The organism is Diplocloster agilis (genome assembly GCF_019042275.1).
Lineage (GTDB): Bacteria > Bacillota > Clostridia > Lachnospirales > Lachnospiraceae > Diplocloster > Diplocloster agilis.
In genome coordinates this window covers 44,653-63,146 of the sequence record NZ_JAHQCW010000019.1, presented here as the reverse complement: position 1 = coordinate 63,146, position 18,494 = coordinate 44,653, and the positions used below count along the sequence as shown (strand labels likewise).

At 51.1% G+C, this 18,494-nt stretch carries 8 protein-coding genes; 2 read left to right on the top strand and 6 right to left on the bottom strand.

The window, feature by feature from the left end; genetic code table 11:
* Window positions 1-37: 37 nt before the first annotated feature.
* The 5 genes from KTH89_RS12330 to KTH89_RS12310 all read right to left on the bottom strand — a co-directional run bounded on the left by KTH89_RS12330 (window position 38) and on the right by KTH89_RS12310 (window position 7,987).
* Window positions 38-2,083 carry a DUF5107 domain-containing protein gene (locus KTH89_RS12330; RefSeq protein WP_238721917.1) on the bottom strand — a complete coding sequence of 682 codons (2,046 nt, stop codon included), beginning with the start codon at window positions 2,081-2,083 and terminating at the stop codon, window positions 38-40.
* A gap of 72 nt (window positions 2,084-2,155) precedes the next feature.
* Window positions 2,156-4,786, bottom strand: coding sequence for a beta-galactosidase (locus tag KTH89_RS12325; protein ID WP_238721916.1), 2,631 nt, complete (start codon window positions 4,784-4,786; stop codon window positions 2,156-2,158).
* Window positions 4,787-4,858: 72 nt separating this feature from the next.
* Window positions 4,859-5,677, bottom strand: coding sequence for a carbohydrate ABC transporter permease (locus tag KTH89_RS12320; protein WP_238721915.1), 819 nt, complete (start codon window positions 5,675-5,677; stop codon window positions 4,859-4,861).
* A complete protein-coding gene (locus tag KTH89_RS12315) occupies window positions 5,674-6,552 on the bottom strand; it encodes a carbohydrate ABC transporter permease (RefSeq protein WP_158342473.1) in 879 nt (292 codons plus the stop codon). The genes KTH89_RS12320 and KTH89_RS12315 overlap by 4 nt, the downstream gene beginning before the upstream one ends.
* Before the next feature lie 103 nt (window positions 6,553-6,655).
* Window positions 6,656-7,987, bottom strand: coding sequence for an ABC transporter substrate-binding protein (locus KTH89_RS12310; protein ID WP_238721914.1), 1,332 nt, complete (start codon window positions 7,985-7,987; stop codon window positions 6,656-6,658).
* A gap of 170 nt (window positions 7,988-8,157) precedes the next feature.
* Between KTH89_RS12310 and KTH89_RS12305 the strand changes: the two genes are divergently transcribed.
* Together KTH89_RS12305 and KTH89_RS12300 are read left to right on the top strand one after the other, a co-directional pair.
* The gene (locus KTH89_RS12305) at window positions 8,158-9,978 is read left to right on the top strand and encodes a cache domain-containing sensor histidine kinase (protein WP_238721913.1); all 1,821 of its coding nucleotides are present in this window, start codon (window positions 8,158-8,160) and stop codon (window positions 9,976-9,978) included.
* A gap of 40 nt (window positions 9,979-10,018) precedes the next feature.
* Window positions 10,019-11,536 carry a response regulator gene (locus KTH89_RS12300; protein WP_238721912.1) on the top strand — a complete coding sequence of 506 codons (1,518 nt, stop codon included), beginning with the start codon at window positions 10,019-10,021 and terminating at the stop codon, window positions 11,534-11,536.
* A gap of 167 nt (window positions 11,537-11,703) precedes the next feature.
* On the opposite strand, the gene KTH89_RS12295 is transcribed toward KTH89_RS12300, so the two are convergent.
* Complete coding sequence (locus KTH89_RS12295; RefSeq protein WP_238721911.1) at window positions 11,704-18,381, bottom strand: endo-alpha-N-acetylgalactosaminidase family protein; 6,678 nt, start codon at window positions 18,379-18,381, stop codon at window positions 11,704-11,706.
* Window positions 18,382-18,494 lie beyond the last annotated feature (113 nt).

Below are 18,494 nucleotides of genomic sequence, written 5' to 3'. Positions count from 1 at the left end.
AATGGACATGTCCCTAATGCTCTCATGCTATAATTTATCAGGAAACCAATCGGAAATCGATATTCCGGGGCGGTATTTTCTCTCTTTTTATCCTTCTCAGACATTCTTCGTATTCCTGGCTGGTATAATCCGCCCCTAGTTCCAGCCGCGCCTGGTACTGGAACCAGACCTCGCACATCTGGTTCTCCCCCTCCCGAATCACAGAAAACGGATAGGCAAATGCCCATTCCAGGAACTCATATTCTCCCAGTGCCAGCGCCGCTGGACACACGGTTATAATGATTCTCTGGTTCCCGGAAAGTTCCTTGGGGATATCACGGAAGTAGTTCCACATCTGTTCATACTCCCCGCATTCACTTAACAAGGCCAGGTATTCCTGGGCGTAAGCGGGATCTTTCATGCCATCTTCACAGCGTACAGCCTTTGAAAGTATCTGCACAGCCTCGCCCGTTTGACCTGCAGCCTTCCGATGCCAGGCCAGATTCCGGTATGCCATTGCACTCTCTTTGATCTGTAAGGATCGTTCCCATAGTTGCACCGCTTCCGCCTCTCTGCCGTTTTCATACAGTAAAACACCCAGCCGGATCAGGACCTCGGGATGATCCGGCTCCCTTCTGGCCGCCTCCCTCAAGTACGGTTCCCAAGCGGTATCTGTCATCCAGGAACGTAGGCTATTCTCCGCCTGTGTCTTTGGCATCACTCCATCTTCTAATAATTGGTACCATTTCCGTTCTTCCTCCCCCATGGCTTCCGCCGGGAAATATAGCCATTCGGGTACCGGCCGTTCTATGTTTTTCTTCCGCCGTTCCTGTTCCAGATAGCCCCAGCCGCTTCCACAGGCCAGAAGCTGACGGACCGGGAGCATGCTCTCCTGCACAAATTGTTCATGCATGGATAGCAGGCGCTCCTCCGGGATCGTCCGGCAGACTTGCGCATAGACGCAGTCCCGGGCCGTCTCCCAATCGGTTCCGCAGACATCTCCTACTTCTGCAGTGCTGCTCCCGAAAGCCTGTGTGAATATGATCTCACTGTTACCAGGCATCTGAAGACCGTGCAGCTGGGTCGGGCACAGTCCGGCCTGAATCTCCACGTAGTTTCCCTGCCCCGGCTCTGACAGGAAATCCAGCCAATGCCGTCCGCCTCTGTGTTTTCCCCAACAGAACATTTTGCGTATCCTTAAGGGCTGCGTGGATCTCTCCAGGAACATCCAGCCATCGTCATAGGCCGCAGCTTCCCACGGACAGGGCTCCTCCTTCCCGTTCTGGAAAAAGTATTCGTTCGTATATTCGGAATTCAACGGATAAGATACATCCGTTTCCGGCATCGTCGGCAGGCAGGGCATCTGCCCGTGGCCGAATCCATGGGGTGTATTCTCCTTCTCCAGGGACGCCGGTTTTACATAGATTACCTCTTTGGTTCCGGAGAATATCCGCACCCGCTTCTCTTCCCGGATCGCCGTATTGGTCCACCAATACATCGGCACCGCATGCCTGTGATCATTCATAATCCGGACGCATGCATAGATCACATGGGAACCGGCGGGCAAATGAAAATCTATCTGCCAAAAGATACCCCTGGTGCGCTCGTAGTCATACATTCTCAGAAAATCCATCCCCCACAGGTCCTTAACCCTTGCAAAATAAACGGGCGAACAGGTTGTGTAGGTGTGTCCGGTCTGCGCGATATTCCACTCGATTCCTCCGGAGAACCAGGCGTTCCGGATCGCCAGATTGGCCGGCTGAAATACCGGATTTTTAAATAACAGTTCTTTTCCGGTACTCTTGTCGTATAGTGAATAAAGCCTTCCTCCCAGATCCGGCAAAAATTCCGCCCGCAGAATTTCATTTTCCAGAACTACTGTTGGGTATTCCTGCATCTTCCGTTTTGTGTCGTAGCGGTCCTGCATACAGTAGGGCAGGACACGAAACCCCGTATCTATGCCCAGCTTCTCCAATTCCTCCGGTCTTAAGGTTCCGTCATTTTCTACTTTCTGATCTTTCTGTGCGGACCGGAACATCGGCAACGGATTTTCTTGTGGCAGCCGTGTTCCGCTTATTTTAATCTTTGATGTATATGCCTTCATATTACCTCCGATGCCGCAGTTCCTACGGCTTAATTTATTGTTTCATTCCACGGAGCGGTTTGCCGTATTGTTTCAAAAAGAGAGGAGCACCTCTTTCTTCCACTCGGCATGGATCCCTCCTAATCGCACTAATTCTTCTTCCCTTCTTTCCGGGAAACGTTCCAGATATACCGGCTGTTCTTTCGCAAACGGCAGAATCTGCAGGGTCAGCTTCTGCTCTTTTAGCTCCTCATAAAATCTTTTCAGTCCGATCCGCCAGGGTATCCCTTTGCAATAATCATCCGCGATCAGCCGCTCTCCCAGATATAGATGTGCGGCATCTCCCAGATAGTCCACCGTAAGAATCAGATCCTCTCCCTCGCTGATTTTTGGCAGTTGCAGTTTAATATCCCATTGGCGGACATCCCAGCCTCCGGTTTTTTCCGTTCTGAGGTATTCATAATTCACGGATAGCTTTTCATCTGCCGGCTCTTCTTTCCAGACCACAGCCGCGCACATTCTTTCCTCTGTTTCATAAGCGTATCCGTAAAATTCTCCCCTCTTTCCTATAGGAACCAGTTTTTTTGTATTTTCCGGTTTCTCATTCCCCTGTATGCCTGTCTTTTCCACCACTTCCTTACCCGGTCTTTCCATATTCGCGGCCCCCTCATTCCCCAGTATCCAGATGCATCCGTCCGGCTTTGCCGTACGGATATGTATTTTCTGATCCTGAAAGAAAAGCTCCTCTTTACAGATTACAATCCTCTTTCTTGCGTCCCGATTTATTCCGCTGTCATTTGATGCACGATCCTGCCCCGGCCGACTTTCCTTCTGTTCCCCGTATACAGATTCGCAGGGAATCCCATCGTCTCCATAGCCTTCTGTCAAGGACCTGCATTCTTCAGTTTCTTTCCAGCAGTTATCCGCTTCCTCCTGGCTTAACGTAATAATGCCGATGGTTCTGCCGTCCGCCGTCTTTACGTCCGCCATACACTCCATCCCCGCCTGCCGCACCCTGAGCAGGGTCCCCTCCTCAGTCCTTATCTTCTCCATCCGTTCCGGGTCAAAAGCAGCATCCAGTTGGTCCTGAAAATAATATTCGCTGACCATGCCCCTGGGATTATAAAACAGATAGAATTCCCTGCCTTTCCTCTCATACCTGCACAGCGGCTGCGCGGTCGCGTAGAGCAGCTTACTTCCTCCTAACTCCAACGCAAATGGGAAAAAGAAATAACTGTCTGCCGGAATGGTTATGCCTGCACTGTCTGTGATACGCAATGGGATCTGAATGGTTTCGCCTGTTCTTTGTATGCAGACTATCGTATTTTTTCTTTCCGGCATCCGCTCCAGCCGGACATAATTGTTGACAAATAAAAATCCTCCCTCTTCGCCGTCACGGACACAATACCGAAGTTTTCCTTCATTCCCGGAATCTCCATGCTGCTCTGCAATCAGGGTACCTTCCGCTGTTTCCGCTGCTTCCGTTGCTTCAGCGGCATCTGCCGCATCTGCGCTGTCTGCCGGAAAATACGGCTGAGCCACCGCCAAAATCTCACCGAAGTCCCCGAGAAACAGATTGAATCTCTTCAGAACTTTATACACATCCCGTATCTCCCCAAAATCACTGACCGGCGCCTGGAAATCATTGCTGAGTGTGGGGAAATTATTCAGATATCCCGTATCTTTCGTCTCGTTATAAGTGGTTTTACCGGCCTTCGGGTTGGTCCCCCCCTTGAACATGAAGTAGCCTACCAGATTATTCCCGCTGCCGATACCGGTCAGCGTCATCGCGCCCGCATCATCCGGATGAATCACAGGTCTTCTGTGGTAGGTCACGGGAATCCCCGTTCCCGTCTCGCAGGTTGCGAAGGGATAGCGGGAAAAATCTGCCGCCCCCTCATATCCTTGCGTATCCGACAATGCCAAAACATCGACACCGATATCCGCGTCGTTCCGGTCCTCCCGGAACTGATAATGGATGCTGGGCGCAAGAGGCTCCATGTGCTGCTCCCACGGGCCTTCCGGATAACCGCCGAACATGGGGATAAATTCATCCTGCGGGAACCTGGTTCCCCCGTGATGCCCCCATCCCGTCACCGTCCAGACAGGCGCCTCCATGCCGCATTCCCGGGCCATCTTCTTTAACGTCCCCAGGTGTTCCGGCTCCCGGATCAGTTCATTGTCCACCTGTATCCCGATAATCGGGCCGCCGTCCCGGAAGAACAGGCCGTCCAGCTGCCCGGCCAGCTCCGTATACAGCCTTTTTGTATAGAACAGATAAGTTTCGTCATTGCAGCGGGTATGACTGCATTTCTCATAGATCCAGTCCGGATGCCCTCCGTTTCTGCACTCCCCGTGAACCCATGGGCCAAGCCTCAGGAAGAACCCAAGCCCCAGTTTGCCGCACAGCTCCACGAACTTGCGGATATCCCGGCTTCCCGTAAAACAAAATTTCCCTTCCTCCTCTTCATGGTGAATCCAGAAGACATAGCTGGATATCACCTGAATTCCGGCCGCTTTACATTTCAGGAGATCTTCCTCCCAGTATTCCACCGGATTTCTGGAATAGTGAAATTCCCCCATTACCGGTATCCAGGGCCGTTGGTTATAAGTCAGATACTGGCTGTTCGCCTCTATCCCGTTCCCTTTTGGATCAGCGCCGCCCATACGCAGATGGCCGCGTCTGACCGTTTTTTTGACCGCTGTGTCGATATGATATTCCATATTTACCTCCAGTGGCGCATATGCTGCGCCATAATATATTCGCAAAAGATCTCTGGCCTGTCTTAAGCGCGCCTAGCCTTTCACCGCGCCAACAGTCATGCCGTCTACGATCTGCTTCTGGAACAGGATAAAAACGATCAGAATCGGCACCACCGCGATGACAATATCCGCGCAAACCAGGTTCCAGCTCCGGCTGTACTGTCCGAAATAATTGTATACCGTCATCGGCATGGCCCACATATCCGAAGACCGGGTGAAATACAGCTGATAATAAAAGTCATTCCAGATCCCGGTGGCGATAATCAAAACGCTGGTAACCGTCACCGGCTTGAGCAACGGCAGGATCACCCGGAAAAACAGGGATACCGCACCGCCGCCGTCGATGAGCGTGGCCTCATCCAGAGAAGAAGGAATCGTCTCCATGAATCCATAATACATAAACACACAGAACGGGATATTGAACGCAATATACAGCAGAATCAGATTGAGGTAGGTGCCATACAGATGCAGCTGCTTGGTGGTCATGATCGTCGGAATGATGGACATGGGCAGCACCAGTCCGGCCATAAACAGGTAATAAAATTTATTGCAGCCCCCGGTGCGTCTTCTGCTTAGGACAAACGCCGCCATCGCCGACACCATCATCACTCCCACGGAAGAAAATCCGCTGTATACGATCCCGTTTCGCATAGATCCCCAGATATCGGAGGTGGCAAATACTTCCCGGTAATTATCCATGATCCATTTCGTGGGAAGCGACAAGGTGAAGGAGGCCGCCTCCCCCTGGGTCTTGAATGAATTCAGAACCACGATGCAGACCGGAACCAGGATCAATAGGCTCAGCAGGAAAATACACAGATTCAATACTCCGGCTTTCACTGTCTTTTTCAATTGTAATCCACCTCTTTCCTCTTGAGCAGAACAATCACGCCGATGCAGATCAGCAGGATCAGCACTGTTAGCACCAGGTTATACGCGGTTCCCACACCCCACAGACCGTTACCGAACATTTTATAGATCATGGTGCTCACTACCTGGGTCGCGTTACCCGGTCCGCCGTTTGTTAATATGTATACCTGGTCGAAGACTTTCAGCCCGTTGATGATGGCGAAGATCAGGTTGATGGTGATTCCCTGTGTGATCAGCGGCAGAATGATATGGCGCAGACGCTGAAAATATCCGGCTCCGTCCACTTTTGCCGCCTCGAAATAATCCGCAGGAATCGATTTTAGCGCGGCCAGATAGATAATCATGTGGAAACCGGCCGTTCTCCACACCTCCACCAGACAAACCGAGCCCATGGCCACTTTCCGGTTATTGAGCCAGTCCATCCCCTGTATGCCGAAGACCGACAGCAATGCGTTTAACGGTCCGGTGGGATACAGGATCGCGGTAAACATCACGCCGATGATTACCATATTTAAAAAGTTGGGCAGGTAAAAGATTCCTCTCATGTATCCGCCGGATAACATGCTGTTATTGCTGGCCAGCAGCGCAAGCGCGAGTCCCACCACATTTTTCAGCACTACGGTGACAACGGCAAAGAAAAATGTATTCCACAACGCCAGCTTTAGATTTGGATCGCTGAATATCTTTTTGAAATTTTCAATTCCCACAAACTGATAAGTATGTATGCTTCTGGAGTTCCAATCCGTAAATGCATAGAACATCCCGCTTAAAGACGGCAGAATAAAGAAGATAAAATAGATGATCAGTGCAGGGAGGACGAAATATAAAGGATAAATCTTTTTCTTATTCTTTAACATGGAAATCCTCTCTCTTTCTCAAATTTTCTTGCTATATGAATTTGGGCAGAAACAGGGCTGTAAAAGGTTGTTGGAATGAAACCTTCTACAGCCCCGTATGTCTTTAGAATCCTTCCATACCCTTGGCTTTTGCCTGATCCGCGAAGGATACGTCCCATTTCTCCATAACTTCTTTCGCTGTAATGCTTCCGGTCAGCATCTCCTGCTGATAACTCCAGAAATCATTCAAATCGATACCGGTCAGCAGGCTGTTGGTCTCAACCGCGGTATTCCCGGTGGTCATGTAGCCGTCGTTTAATTCCTGCTGCCATGCGGGCAGTTCCATCTTCTGGTCTTTGAACAGCGGGTATTCTCCCCACCCTGCCAGGAAGATGTCCATGTGTTCCGGCTGGGACATCCAGTCCAGGAACTTCTCAGCCGCTTTTGCATTCTTGGAATTCTTAAAGATCGAGAACTGTCCGGGGCCTTTGCTGACAGCCAGGATATCCTTCTCATAAGGAAGAACGGCCATACGGATGTCCACGTCGGGATTGATCTTCTGGATATCACCGATGGCGAACTGGCCGGATACATACATGGCCGCCTCGCCGTTGGCCATAGCCGCCTGCGCGCTGTCATAGGTTGCCGCCATAAAGTCGGCGTTGGTGTAACCTTTTTCTCTCAATTCACCCATTTTTGCGATAACGTCTTCAAATTCCGGTACATCGGTCCATTTTAGTTCGCCGCTCATGAGCTTCGCGAAAGTTTCCTCCGGCACTACCTGGGGAGCCGCACCGGTAAACCAAACCTGCGTCGTCCAGGTGTCTTTGTCGGATGCGTATACCGGAGTAATCCCTTTTTCCTTGAATACTTCGCAGGCTTCGTATAATTCCGCAGTATTGGAAGGAACTTTTACATTGTTTTCATCAAATAATTTCTTGTTGTAGAGCAGGCCGACTGCCGTGTCCCCGCTGGCCGGCATACCGTATAATTTTCCGTCGATCATCTTCGGCTCCATCTGGCTTTCGATGGCCCGGCTGTACCAGGGCTGTTCCTCTGTCATTTCCAAAAAGTTATCTTCTCCAACTTCCAGCATCAGGCTCTTGTCGATACGGATGATATCGGGAGTCTCCTCCACCGCCACTTTGGTCTTGACCAGATCGATCCACTGGTTGTCCGGAATCGCCTGGACATCGATTTTGTAACCCGGATTCTCTTCCTCGAATTGAGCGGTCAGCTCTTTTACAAAATCTTTGTAATGGGTCTGGGGAAGCATAAAGGAGAGTGTTACTTCCTCCCCGCTTTCCGGCGCCGCTTCTTTTTCTTCCTGGGGCGCCGCCGTTACCTCGGCGCTTCCGGCCTCATTTTCTGCCGGGGCCTGCGCCTTGCCGCATCCTGTCATCATTCCGGCTGCCATCATCACGGCCAGAGCCGCTGCGAATGTCTTTTTCCACATAACTGATTCCCTCTTTCTTTGTTTTGATGTACCTAAATCGTACACCTCCATCCCCCCCGGGTAAATGTAAGATCATAAACCGGGAAGATGTAAAATACTTAACTGCCGGCTGTTTTCACGGCTTACGTCCGCCCTGTCCCCATGCTATAATAATCTTGGGAGGGGTACTTATGAAAATCAAATCCAAAGCGCGGGCAAAGCAGCATCCGCACAACTATCAGACCAAATTATTCTATACCTATTCTACCTTAATATTTATCATTCTGCTGATCCTGGCAGTCCTGATCTTTACTTTATTTTACCGCTATAATTATGAAAAAGCCATCGACAGCCAGAACCAGATCGCGGAAAAGTCCTCTCAGCAGCTGGACACTCTGTTGTCTTCCATGGACAAGCTGGCCAACGGACTGTTGTTCAACCAGGATTTTATGAATATGATCCGTGATGACACTGCGGCCCGGACTCAGTATAATGAAAATAATAAAAAAATATTATCCATGATCGTCAGCCTGGACGCGCCGCTCATCGAGACATACCGGGTGATGGTCTCCACGCCGCAGGCCTATTACACCTTTGTTAAGTCCGGAGAGGACCAGACTTATATCGCCCAGGCCCTCAAAGACTATCCCTATCAGGATCTGCTCGATCAGGTAAAAGGCCGCAAAATTATCCTTCCCACTCATCCGGACACGTTCAGCCCAAAGGATATCCCTGTCATCTCCGTTCTGCGGAACATCACGGATTATACCGGCCGCAAATACGGCATGGTGGAAGTCCAGAACGAATATGAAAAAGTGGAGGATATCTGTACCATCGAGTCCAGTATCGGGGAAATGGCCGTATTTTCCGAAAACGGACAGCTCATCTACCCCTGGGGTACAGAGGATGCGGATACCGGATTTTTGAATTCCCTCTTTCCGTCCTTGAACGCCAGAGAGGAGGAAGCCGGTAATTACCGTTTTGACCGGTGCGAGGTTGCTTACTCCCGTTCCCATTACAGTGGATGGACTACCGTGATCTACCAGCCGGCCAACCGGATCGTATCATTTTCCAACTATATCTTTCTGGCCATATTTCTCACCTTTCTGGCCATTACCTTTGTGACGCTGGTCCTGGTGAAGAAACTGACCGTACGGCTGACGCAGCCCCTGACAGAGCTGAATGAGTCGCTTCATGAGGTATCCCTTGATCATCTGGCGGTTACCCTGTCCCAGTCCTACGACATTGCGGAAATCGACCAGATCAACGGTTCTTTCCACACCATGTTCTTAAAGCTCAAAGAATCCATCGCCCAGACCGTGGAGTCCAGGGCGAATGAGGAGCGCGCCAATTACCTGGCGCTCCAGTCCCAGATGAACCCGCACACGATCTACAATACGATCGCCATGATCGAATCCATCAGTTACATGCACGGGGATAAGGAAATCGCGGAGCTCTGTGTCTATTTTTCCAGAATGCTGCGTTATATCTCTGATTATACCAGGCATCACTATACCGTCAAAGACGAAGTGGGACATTTGGAAAACTATTCGAACCTGATGAAAAAGCGCTATGAGGGGCAGCTGCAGGTGACCATCGACGCTGACCCGGCCTTGTATCAAAAGGAGTTACCCAAATTCACCCTTCAGCCCCTGTTTGAGAATTCCATCAAGTATGGTTTTTATGAGGCTGACCAGCTTCTGCTGATCGAGGTTCACATCAAACCTTTGCCGGGTGGGTGGTACATTCTGATCGAAGACAGCGGAAGCGGGATTACGCCGGATAAGGTCCGGGAGATTTACCGTCAGTTTAGCCACTGTGACAAGCGTCTGAAAGCCAACGACGAGGTGATCAACATGAAGATCGGCAATCTTTCCCTGAGTAATCTCTATATCCGGATGCGAATTCTATATGGGGAAGGGTTCTCTTTCCAGATCGGGAACCAGCCGCAGGGAGGCTGCCGTATTTACATAGAAATACCGGATTCGCCAAATGAGAAAAAAGAGTCCTAGAAGACTGGTATCGCGAAGAACAAGAGGAAGGACGGAATATATGAAACTGTTATTAGTAGAAGATGAAATCCATGTATTAAAAAGTCTGGAACAGAAAATTCTGGATCTGAACCAGGATTACGAGATTATCGGAACCGCGTCCAACGGGACCAAAGCATTGGAATTGATCCGGAAACAGCCTCCCGATATCGTGTTGACGGATATTCGGATGCCGGGAATGGATGGCCTTTCGCTGATCCGGGAGATGACGGATCTCTGTCCTGACGCCATAGCGGTCATCATCAGCGGTTATCAGGAATTTGAATATGCCAAGCAGGCGATGTCTATGGGCGTCCTGGATTACCTCCTTAAGCCCATCGACATCCGGGAACTGGACGAATGTCTGGCCCACTGCCGGGAACGGCACAAAGAACAACAGGCGAAAAAACGGACAAATATGGTTTCTGTCATGATGAATGAAGAAAAAATGCCTGTTCCCCTGCGCGCGGACGGCACTTACGTCATCCTCTATCTGATCATCGGCAATCCGCTTCAGAGCGCGGATCATATTATTCATCCGTCCGTACCCTATCTCCCATCCGAGGCGGTAGAGGAACGGATACACCGGGTGTTCGCCACCGCCGGCGAATGCTACTGCTTTGACGGGATCTTTACCAATGAAAAAGCGGTGCTCCTGCATTTTTCCCGTTTCCATCCGGATTCCTTCCGCCTCCGCCTGCAGGGACTGCCTCAGGCGCTGGCCGCAGAATTATCCTTTACGGTGACGGTCTACGCCGACTTCCGGGATCAGATCGACAATCTCGGAAACGCCCTGAAAAAATGCCGGGCGGAAGCCGCCCAGAGTGTATTGCTCCAAAAATCCACAGCCCGTTTCGCACAGGATGGTTTCCTGCCGTCCAATAGCAAGTCCATCACCAACGAAGTGATCAGCCGCTATCATCTGCTGTTGGATCAGAAGCAGTTCGATATTCTAAAAAACAGCGTTCATCAGCTGTTTGAGCAGTGGCAGGAGATTACCCGTCCGGTCTGGTTTATGGAGCAGGATCTGGTCTATCTGCTGGATTCCCTGAAATATGCCATGTCCTCCGGCACTGTATTTGAATTTAACAGCCAGTTTTACATAGAAGATATCATCAGCACCGCTTTGGACTATGAGAACCTGGAGGAACATTTTTACCGTCTGCTCCTGGATCTGTTTGAAACATCCGCTCCGGTGAAGGAGACATCCGCGGACCGTCTGCTCCAGACGGTAGTGGAATATTTTGAACGGAATATTTCCTCCAATATCTCTTTACAAATGTTAAGCGAGCGGATGAATGTGTCCCAGGTATATCTGTGCCGAATCTTCAAAAAACAGACCGATCTGACTCCGATCGATTATTTTGTGCGGCTGAAGATCGAAAAAGCCAAAGATATGATCCGGAATTACCCGAATATGCCTTTAAAAGAGATCTCGGAGACGTTAGGCTTTAGTGATTCTTATTATTTCAGTAAAGTCTTCAAAAAGATCATGGGGGTTACCCCCTCCGGCTACAAGAAATCCCTCGGACCGTTCTAACGTTCACGGTCGATGAATCCGGCTGTCCGGAGCATCCCGGCCCTGAACAGCGGGCATACCCAAACCCGGGGAAGAACCGCAGGACCGGGACACCGGCTGTCAATTGGCCAGCCGTGTCCCGGTCCTGCTTTTCATTCCCAAACATTTAAACTTTTCTGTTCACACTCTTATAGCTCTTGCCTGTTTCTGTTGATCTTTCTCCGGATGACCAGTATCCCCGCAGCCGCAGCCAGGATCACCAGAATCACCATACCCGCGATCGGAGCGGTGTCACCGGTAGCCACGGACGCCGTCTGGCTGTCGCCGTCTGATTTCCCGGAACCGCCGGAATGACCCGAGCCTCCGGAATTCCCGTCATTCTTCGACGGATCTCCGTTATTCTCCTGCTTTTTCGCTTCATCCTTATAAGCAATGGCGAACAGGGAATACCGGCTGTTCTCAAATGTAATCGTTCCATCCTCCCGGTCCAGATCCGGCAGCACCTCCGCCTGTCCGTTGTGAACCCGAATGATGGAGAAGGTCCGCTCAACATCCGCGTTCCCGCTTAACTCTCGGGGCACATCCAGTATCAGGCGTACCGGCGAATGGGTTTCGGTTATATTCACATTCTGTCCATCTAGGGATTTGAACAGGGAAATATCCAGCAACGCTCCCAGTGTCTGTCCGTTCAAAGCCGCGTTTACCGCCTCGATGTCCTTCGCGTATTTACCTGTATCAGCCGCCTGTATCTGAAGAATAATACCGATTTCTTTTCCGTCCTGCAGCTGATTGAATTCTTCGTCCGTCAGTACTGCATGGAGCACACTGTTGTTATCTCCGAAGCGGATATTCGGCATCCCTTCTTTGATCTGCACGTCGACCGAGATATCCTTAACCGTTACCAAACCATCGCAGGCCGCTTTCAGTATGCGGTATGCTTCGTCCACCTGTTCCTGGGCCGCCTCCGCATCTTCCAGTATGGTATCCGCACGTTTAAGCGCCGCCGCAAGCACAGCCCAGCTGCTCTGTGTATAATGTTCCTTTTTCCATGTCGACGCTTCCGCCGCCAGTTCCCTCAGGGCATCTTTTTGTACCGGAACCGGCTTCTCTTCCTCTTTTGGTTCTAAACCGTCCACCGCTGACTTAAGCGCATCAAAGGCTTCGTCGATCTGGGCCTTTGTCCCTTCCGGCTTCAACGCCTCCTTCGCCTGATTCAGCGCTTTTACAAAGGCTCCCCAGCTTTCCTCCGTATAGAGGTCTTCCTGCCGGTCTTTATTCTGCTCGTATAAGGTCTCCAGCGCTTCCCTGCTATCGGTCTGTGCCTGAGTGAGATCTTCCACTAAAAGGTTATCCAGAATCAACGGGGTGGGATCCACGGATACGCTGTAGGTCTGCTGCACCCTGTATATTCCGATCCAGTTCTGATCCGAATCCGCCGTAAATTGATAGACAAATTGTTTGGTTTTCGAGGTGGGCTCCAGTATGGACTGGCTCACCAGATTGGCCGGTTTTGACGCATCGCTGCCGGTATCCTTGCCGTCCCCGACCACGAACGCGTAATCCGCTGCCGGCTGAACCTGGTACAGGAAGCTTACCCGGTACTGATGCCCTTTCTCGAACCGGACCGTCTGCGGCGTGGTCTGAATCGCGATACCTCTCTGGGTTCCCAGCACTTTCAGCGAGCGCTCCTGGTCCAGAGTGTCGTCTACCTTCGCCGTATTCGGATCCCAGGGTGAGTCCGCCCCGTTATCCGTATAAGGGCTGTGCCGCATCTGGATCGATATCCTCGTCTCGTGGATTCCGTTGGAACCGCCCAGATTGAACGGATAGTAGCCCTCGTATGTGGCCTTGTAACGGTCATTTCCCGTTACACCATCTCTTTCGGCGATCTCAAAATCCTGGTACAGCACGACTCCCTGGGCGTCATCCGGGGCTTTTGGCGTGGTTGTATCATAGATACGCACATTATCAAATCTTACTTTTCCCTCTCCCGCTTCTGCCAGGAGCCGGATCACCGCCTCATTCGTTCCTTCCGGTACGGTAAAGGTGGTGCGCATGCGCAGCATGTAGGTCCCGATCTTGGAATCATATTCATCGTAATCCAACAGAATGGATTTTGTAGTATAATTCTTCGAAGTCTTTCCCGCACAGTCGACCAGAACCGCCGCTTCCCGCTCTTTGCCCTGCTGCACCTCCACCATGACGGACGCCGCATACTCGCCGGGCGTAAGGCCGGTGATCTTCTGGCTCACCTGGGTTTCCTCTTCGGAATCGATGATCAATTCATAATTTCTCTGTTCTCCATAAGGGGCGTTTCTTCCCCATCCCGGCGTATTGGGATCGTCAAACTCCGTATCATTCTTTTTCACGGAAGCTTCACCCTTGTCCACGGTCCAGCACCTTAAGTCCCCGTAATTAAAGCCGGGATCCTGTACATATCCGCCTTCTCCATAGTCCACGTCCGGTTCTTTGGCCGCCTCGCCTTTATATACGACATAGGCGGTTTTCGCTTTGATATTTTCAAGCGTTACTTTGCCATTTTGTACCGGGACCTGGGTTTTTCCGGTTTTGCCCTGATCCGTAAGCTCGTACAGGTATACCGTGGCTAATCCGTCCCAGCTGTCCGGGAGATCCCATGTGCTGGTCCCGCCGTTTTCATTCCAGTGATAGAGCTTTACTTCTTTATCTTCCCCTTCCGGATTCCCCATCAGTCCCTCATCCCAGGGTATCAGATAGCTGTCCTGATTATAGATGACTTTTCCGTCTTTCTCGATCATGCGTTTTCCGGTACTTTCATCCTTGTACACTTCCACCTGATCCTCAAACCAGATATGGCTGGCCCATCCGTCCGCGTCCTTTTCCATACGCAGGATCGGGAAATGCTGCATATATTTGGTCGGCAGATTATTGTCAAAGACAACCCTTATCGCCTGATTAAAACTGTTATTGGTGGTTTTCTGGGGCCATCCCTCATAGGTGGTGGTGTCGGCTCCCATAAGCAGGTTACAGCTGTTGGGATAACGTCCGTCTACATCCGCGTTATTATCCCAGCGGTCTTTGGTGTGGTTGAAAATGAATCTGGCGATATCGCTTGCATAAGCTTTCAGATTCGGCGGGCTGTATACCTTTTCCACCGCCCAGTGTGACCATACCGCCTCTTCTTCGTTCTGGTACGGCCATTCCACAAAATAGCTGAGACCTGCCGCTTTATAATCTTCCGCCAGACGGCGTCCTTTCCATCCTCCGCCGGAAAAGACATCGCTGTAAATGAAGCCCAGGTCCGGCACTTCATTTTTAAAGCCCACCAGACGATTCTGGCGTTCCAGACTTAAAGCCTCAAAGGTGATATCCGGCGTATATACCTGCTCCAGCCAATATCCATAGGCCTGGTAGCCTCCGTTTTTCGGCGTGATACCGTCGTCCTGCATCAGGATGCTTTCCGGACGGAATTCTCCCGCCTTTGCGAATATCTCCGTATAATTGGTGTGTACTCCAACCCATGAGTTATATAGGTTTGTAGCGTCGCTTACGTATTTATTAAAATCTCTCAAACCGCCCAGGCGGTCATCATATACCGTAAAGTCTCCCCATACCCCCGTATTGTGAAACTTGTTTAATACCAGCTGGCCCAGGCCGTCCGTATTTAAGTAGACCCGTTTCGTCTCATCCAGCGAAGCCACATAGGGATAGTTGCCCTCCCCGGACTGGGGGAAAACCAGCCGCTGTACCACGGCATCGGGAATCTCTTCCATGCCCTGGGCTGTCGGCATGATTTTACGGAATTCCACAGCCGCGTCCTGCCAGTCCACATTTCCGGAACCGTTGACGTCTTCCGCCAGAACCACATACAGCAGCGGAAGCTGCTCCGTATAGTCTGCCTCGTAGGTCTTTGTAACTACTTCCCCGGCCGCGCCGTAATCCCCACGCATATCCTGGAATTTCTTCGTGTAGTCATCCGCCCGGTACCTCCAGGTCCCGTTCCACAGACTGGTCCGGTAACCGCTTCCGTCCTGTACCGTCTGCTTATATACCTTCGTATCCATCCCGTTGCTTCGGATTCCGGCGGCCACCTTTTCATTGTTCAGGAAACCATAAGCGTATTCATCCGGTGTCACGTCCGTACTGTTTGTCTTCGTCAGATCCAGAAAACGGTCTCCCGTTTTGGTGATATCAGACTCCACTTTTGATCCGGCGAACGCCGCGCCCGCCTCATTACTGCCGACAGAGATAATATTGAGGTCCGGAATTTCAAAAGTAAAAATTCTCTTTGCCTTATCTTCGCTTTCCTCAATCCCGGTCACATCCAGTTTCAGGATATTGTCTTCCAGACGTACCGTCATGGTAATCGTGGCTTCCAGCTCCGGTACGGTCAGTTTATATTCCGCCCCGGCTCCTTCTTTTACATAACGGACTTGCGGCGTATACAGCTTACCGTTCAGTTTTATCTGTGTCAGCGCCTTGGAGTTTCCTCCCATAACGGCACCGCTTGCCATGCGGTACTCGATGACTCTTGGAAATGTCTTGTCAATCATTACCGTCATCGTATCATTGGTGAGCGTATCTAAATTTTCATTTTGTACTGCGTGAATCTGTACGCTGTCCGTTATAGATGGATTATAAACCGAAACTGCCGTGACCACGGCGTCTCCGGTCCCGTTTGCCCGGATCGTTCCCTGATCCACAGAAACCATCTCTTCCCCACTGCTGGCCCATCGGATATCTTTTGCATCCGCCGCCTCAGGCGTCAGGGTTACTGGAATATCCAAGCTCTCCTTCTCATTGATCGTTAAAGACTCCGGAAGTTCGATTCCTCTGGCAGGAATTGTCACCTTCTTCGTTAGCCGGATATAATCCAGGCGCAGTAATCCTGCGTCCTGATCCTTTTTGCTGACCTGAATGCTGACCTCGTCGTCCGGTTTCAGGTTCAGTGTCAGGGCGTCGGATTCCTGATAATCGGAATATCCGGTATGCGGCAGCAACGTAATCGCCCCTTTTCTCTCTCCATTGACAAATACCGACATGGTATCGGTTTGAATCAGATAAGAATCTCTTGCATAGCATACGGAGATATCGTACTGGTCCTCAGACGGTATGGCCGGCTTAAACAGGACCCCGGCCCCATTACCGCTGTCGTAGAATCCGTCCACGCTTTTCTCTTGGGAAGCCTTCGCGTCACTGCGCACAAAGACCTGTTTGGCCGTGTTTTCGCCCTGGAGAAGGGTTCCCTCTTCCGCTTCCATCGTCATGGTTTCCGGAACCAGTTCGGATTCCTTATCCACCACTTTTACCTGATACACTACTTCAAACCCGGGATCTGCCGTCCCGGTTCCACGAATCCGGGCCGTTCCCGCCGAGATACCGGTAATCTCACCGGTTATCGCGTCCACAGCCGCGATCTCCTGATGATCCGATTCATAACTTAACACCTCGCCGTCAGGCAGATGCTCCACCGGAACCGTAATCTTGTCCTGGGGCATAATCATAAAATTTTGTTTTCCGTTCACAACCGTATCCGGCTCATCCGGTTCATCGGACTTTTCCGTCACATTCAGATAATCGATCCTCAGCATACCCTGGTCGTTGTCCGCGGCATCCACCTGAATACTGATCGTATCACCCGCTTTTAACTCCAGCTCGAAGGGATCCGAGACGATCGTATCATCCACATTAGACCCCTGGGATACCAGATTGAGATGATGCCGCTTGACCCCATTTACATAGACACTGATGGTATCCGCTTTTTCATAATAATATCTGGCATATCCCAATTTCAGAACGTAAACGCCGTCTTTTTCAATCATCTGCGGATAACAGATGCCGGAGCCGTCACCGCTCTCCTGGAACCCATCCACATATTTTCCGCCGGACGCATTTGCCAGATCCACCGCTTTTACTTCCGTCGCCTGGGGTTCATAGTTATCTCCCTGGATCAGCACCGCGTCTTCCGCCTCATAATTCCCGGTCTGGGACAGTCCGGTTTCCCTCCCGGTCACCCGTATGTAATCCAGTGTTATGGGCTGGTCCCCTTCGTCATACTGCACACGGATCTGCGCATTTTCCGGTATCTGCGCCTGGAATACCTTTTCCCGGAACGTATCGGATGCCGGAAGCTCTATATCCGTCCGGGTTCCGTTAATATACAGGCCGATCCTCCCGTCCCCCTCGCTCGTATAAGAAACCGCAATCTTACCGGCAGCCGGAATATGGGAAAAAGCAACGTTCCCTCCAGGCGTCTGAAGCGGCCCAACCGCTCGGCCTCCTGATGCATGTTCAAGCTCTATTTGGGATGCATCGCTTAATCTGCCGCCCTCGGCCTCGTATTTTATCATATATGGGTCCGCGGTCGCTTCCGGCTCCTCATCCCACAGATTCAACTCATAGACACTGGTTCCCCACTGTCCGTGAGAATCGATCAGAAGCTTTATGTAACGGCCGGTTCCGTTTACCTCGAATTCTTCCACCGACTGAGCCGGCGCCTGTTCGGATACATACAGATCGGTGTAACTGCCGTCTGTACCGTCGGCAGACGCCTGTATCCGATAAGCCTTTGGATAGGTTCCTGTATCTGATCCCCAATTAAGGCGGACTTTCCTGATCTCTTTTACTTCCTCCAGGTCGATCAGCAGCCAGTTACCGTCATTGGTATTGTCCCCGTCATACCACCGGGTGGCGTCGTCCCCGTCATTTGCGTAAGACGCGGTATTCCCCTGGCTGTCCTTGCTGGCCGTCGTCGGCTTCCCCGTTCCGATGCCGTAATCCTGGGCAGCTTTCGCAATGCCCGCGCTGCCTGGGAGCGGCACGGCCGTCAATACACAGGCCGCTGCCAGAAACAGGCCCAGCCACTTTCTGGTTCTTCTGTTGAACATAATAAATAACCCTCCTCCTTTTTCTTCTTATTTTAGAAGACGGGAGAAGGGTCGTAAATGTAATATCATAAACCTCTGAACTGTAAAATAATTAACCTGGCCGCCAGATGCTT

Bases quoted from the DNA above. Each gene is read 5' to 3' on its own strand.
- KTH89_RS12300 (WP_238721912.1), top strand. From the start codon at position 10,019: ATGAAACTGTTATTAGTAGAAGATGAAATCCATGTATTAAAAAGTCTG.
- KTH89_RS12310 (WP_238721914.1), bottom strand. From the start codon at position 7,987: ATGTGGAAAAAGACATTCGCAGCGGCTCTGGCCGTGATGATGGCAGCC.
- KTH89_RS12295 (WP_238721911.1), bottom strand. From the start codon at position 18,381: ATGTTCAACAGAAGAACCAGAAAGTGGCTGGGCCTGTTTCTGGCAGCG.
- KTH89_RS12330 (WP_238721917.1), bottom strand. From the start codon at position 2,083: ATGAAGGCATATACATCAAAGATTAAAATAAGCGGAACACGGCTGCCA.
- KTH89_RS12305 (WP_238721913.1), top strand. From the start codon at position 8,158: ATGAAAATCAAATCCAAAGCGCGGGCAAAGCAGCATCCGCACAACTAT.
- KTH89_RS12325 (WP_238721916.1), bottom strand. From the start codon at position 4,786: ATGGAATATCATATCGACACAGCGGTCAAAAAAACGGTCAGACGCGGC.
- KTH89_RS12315 (WP_158342473.1), bottom strand. From the start codon at position 6,552: ATGTTAAAGAATAAGAAAAAGATTTATCCTTTATATTTCGTCCTCCCT.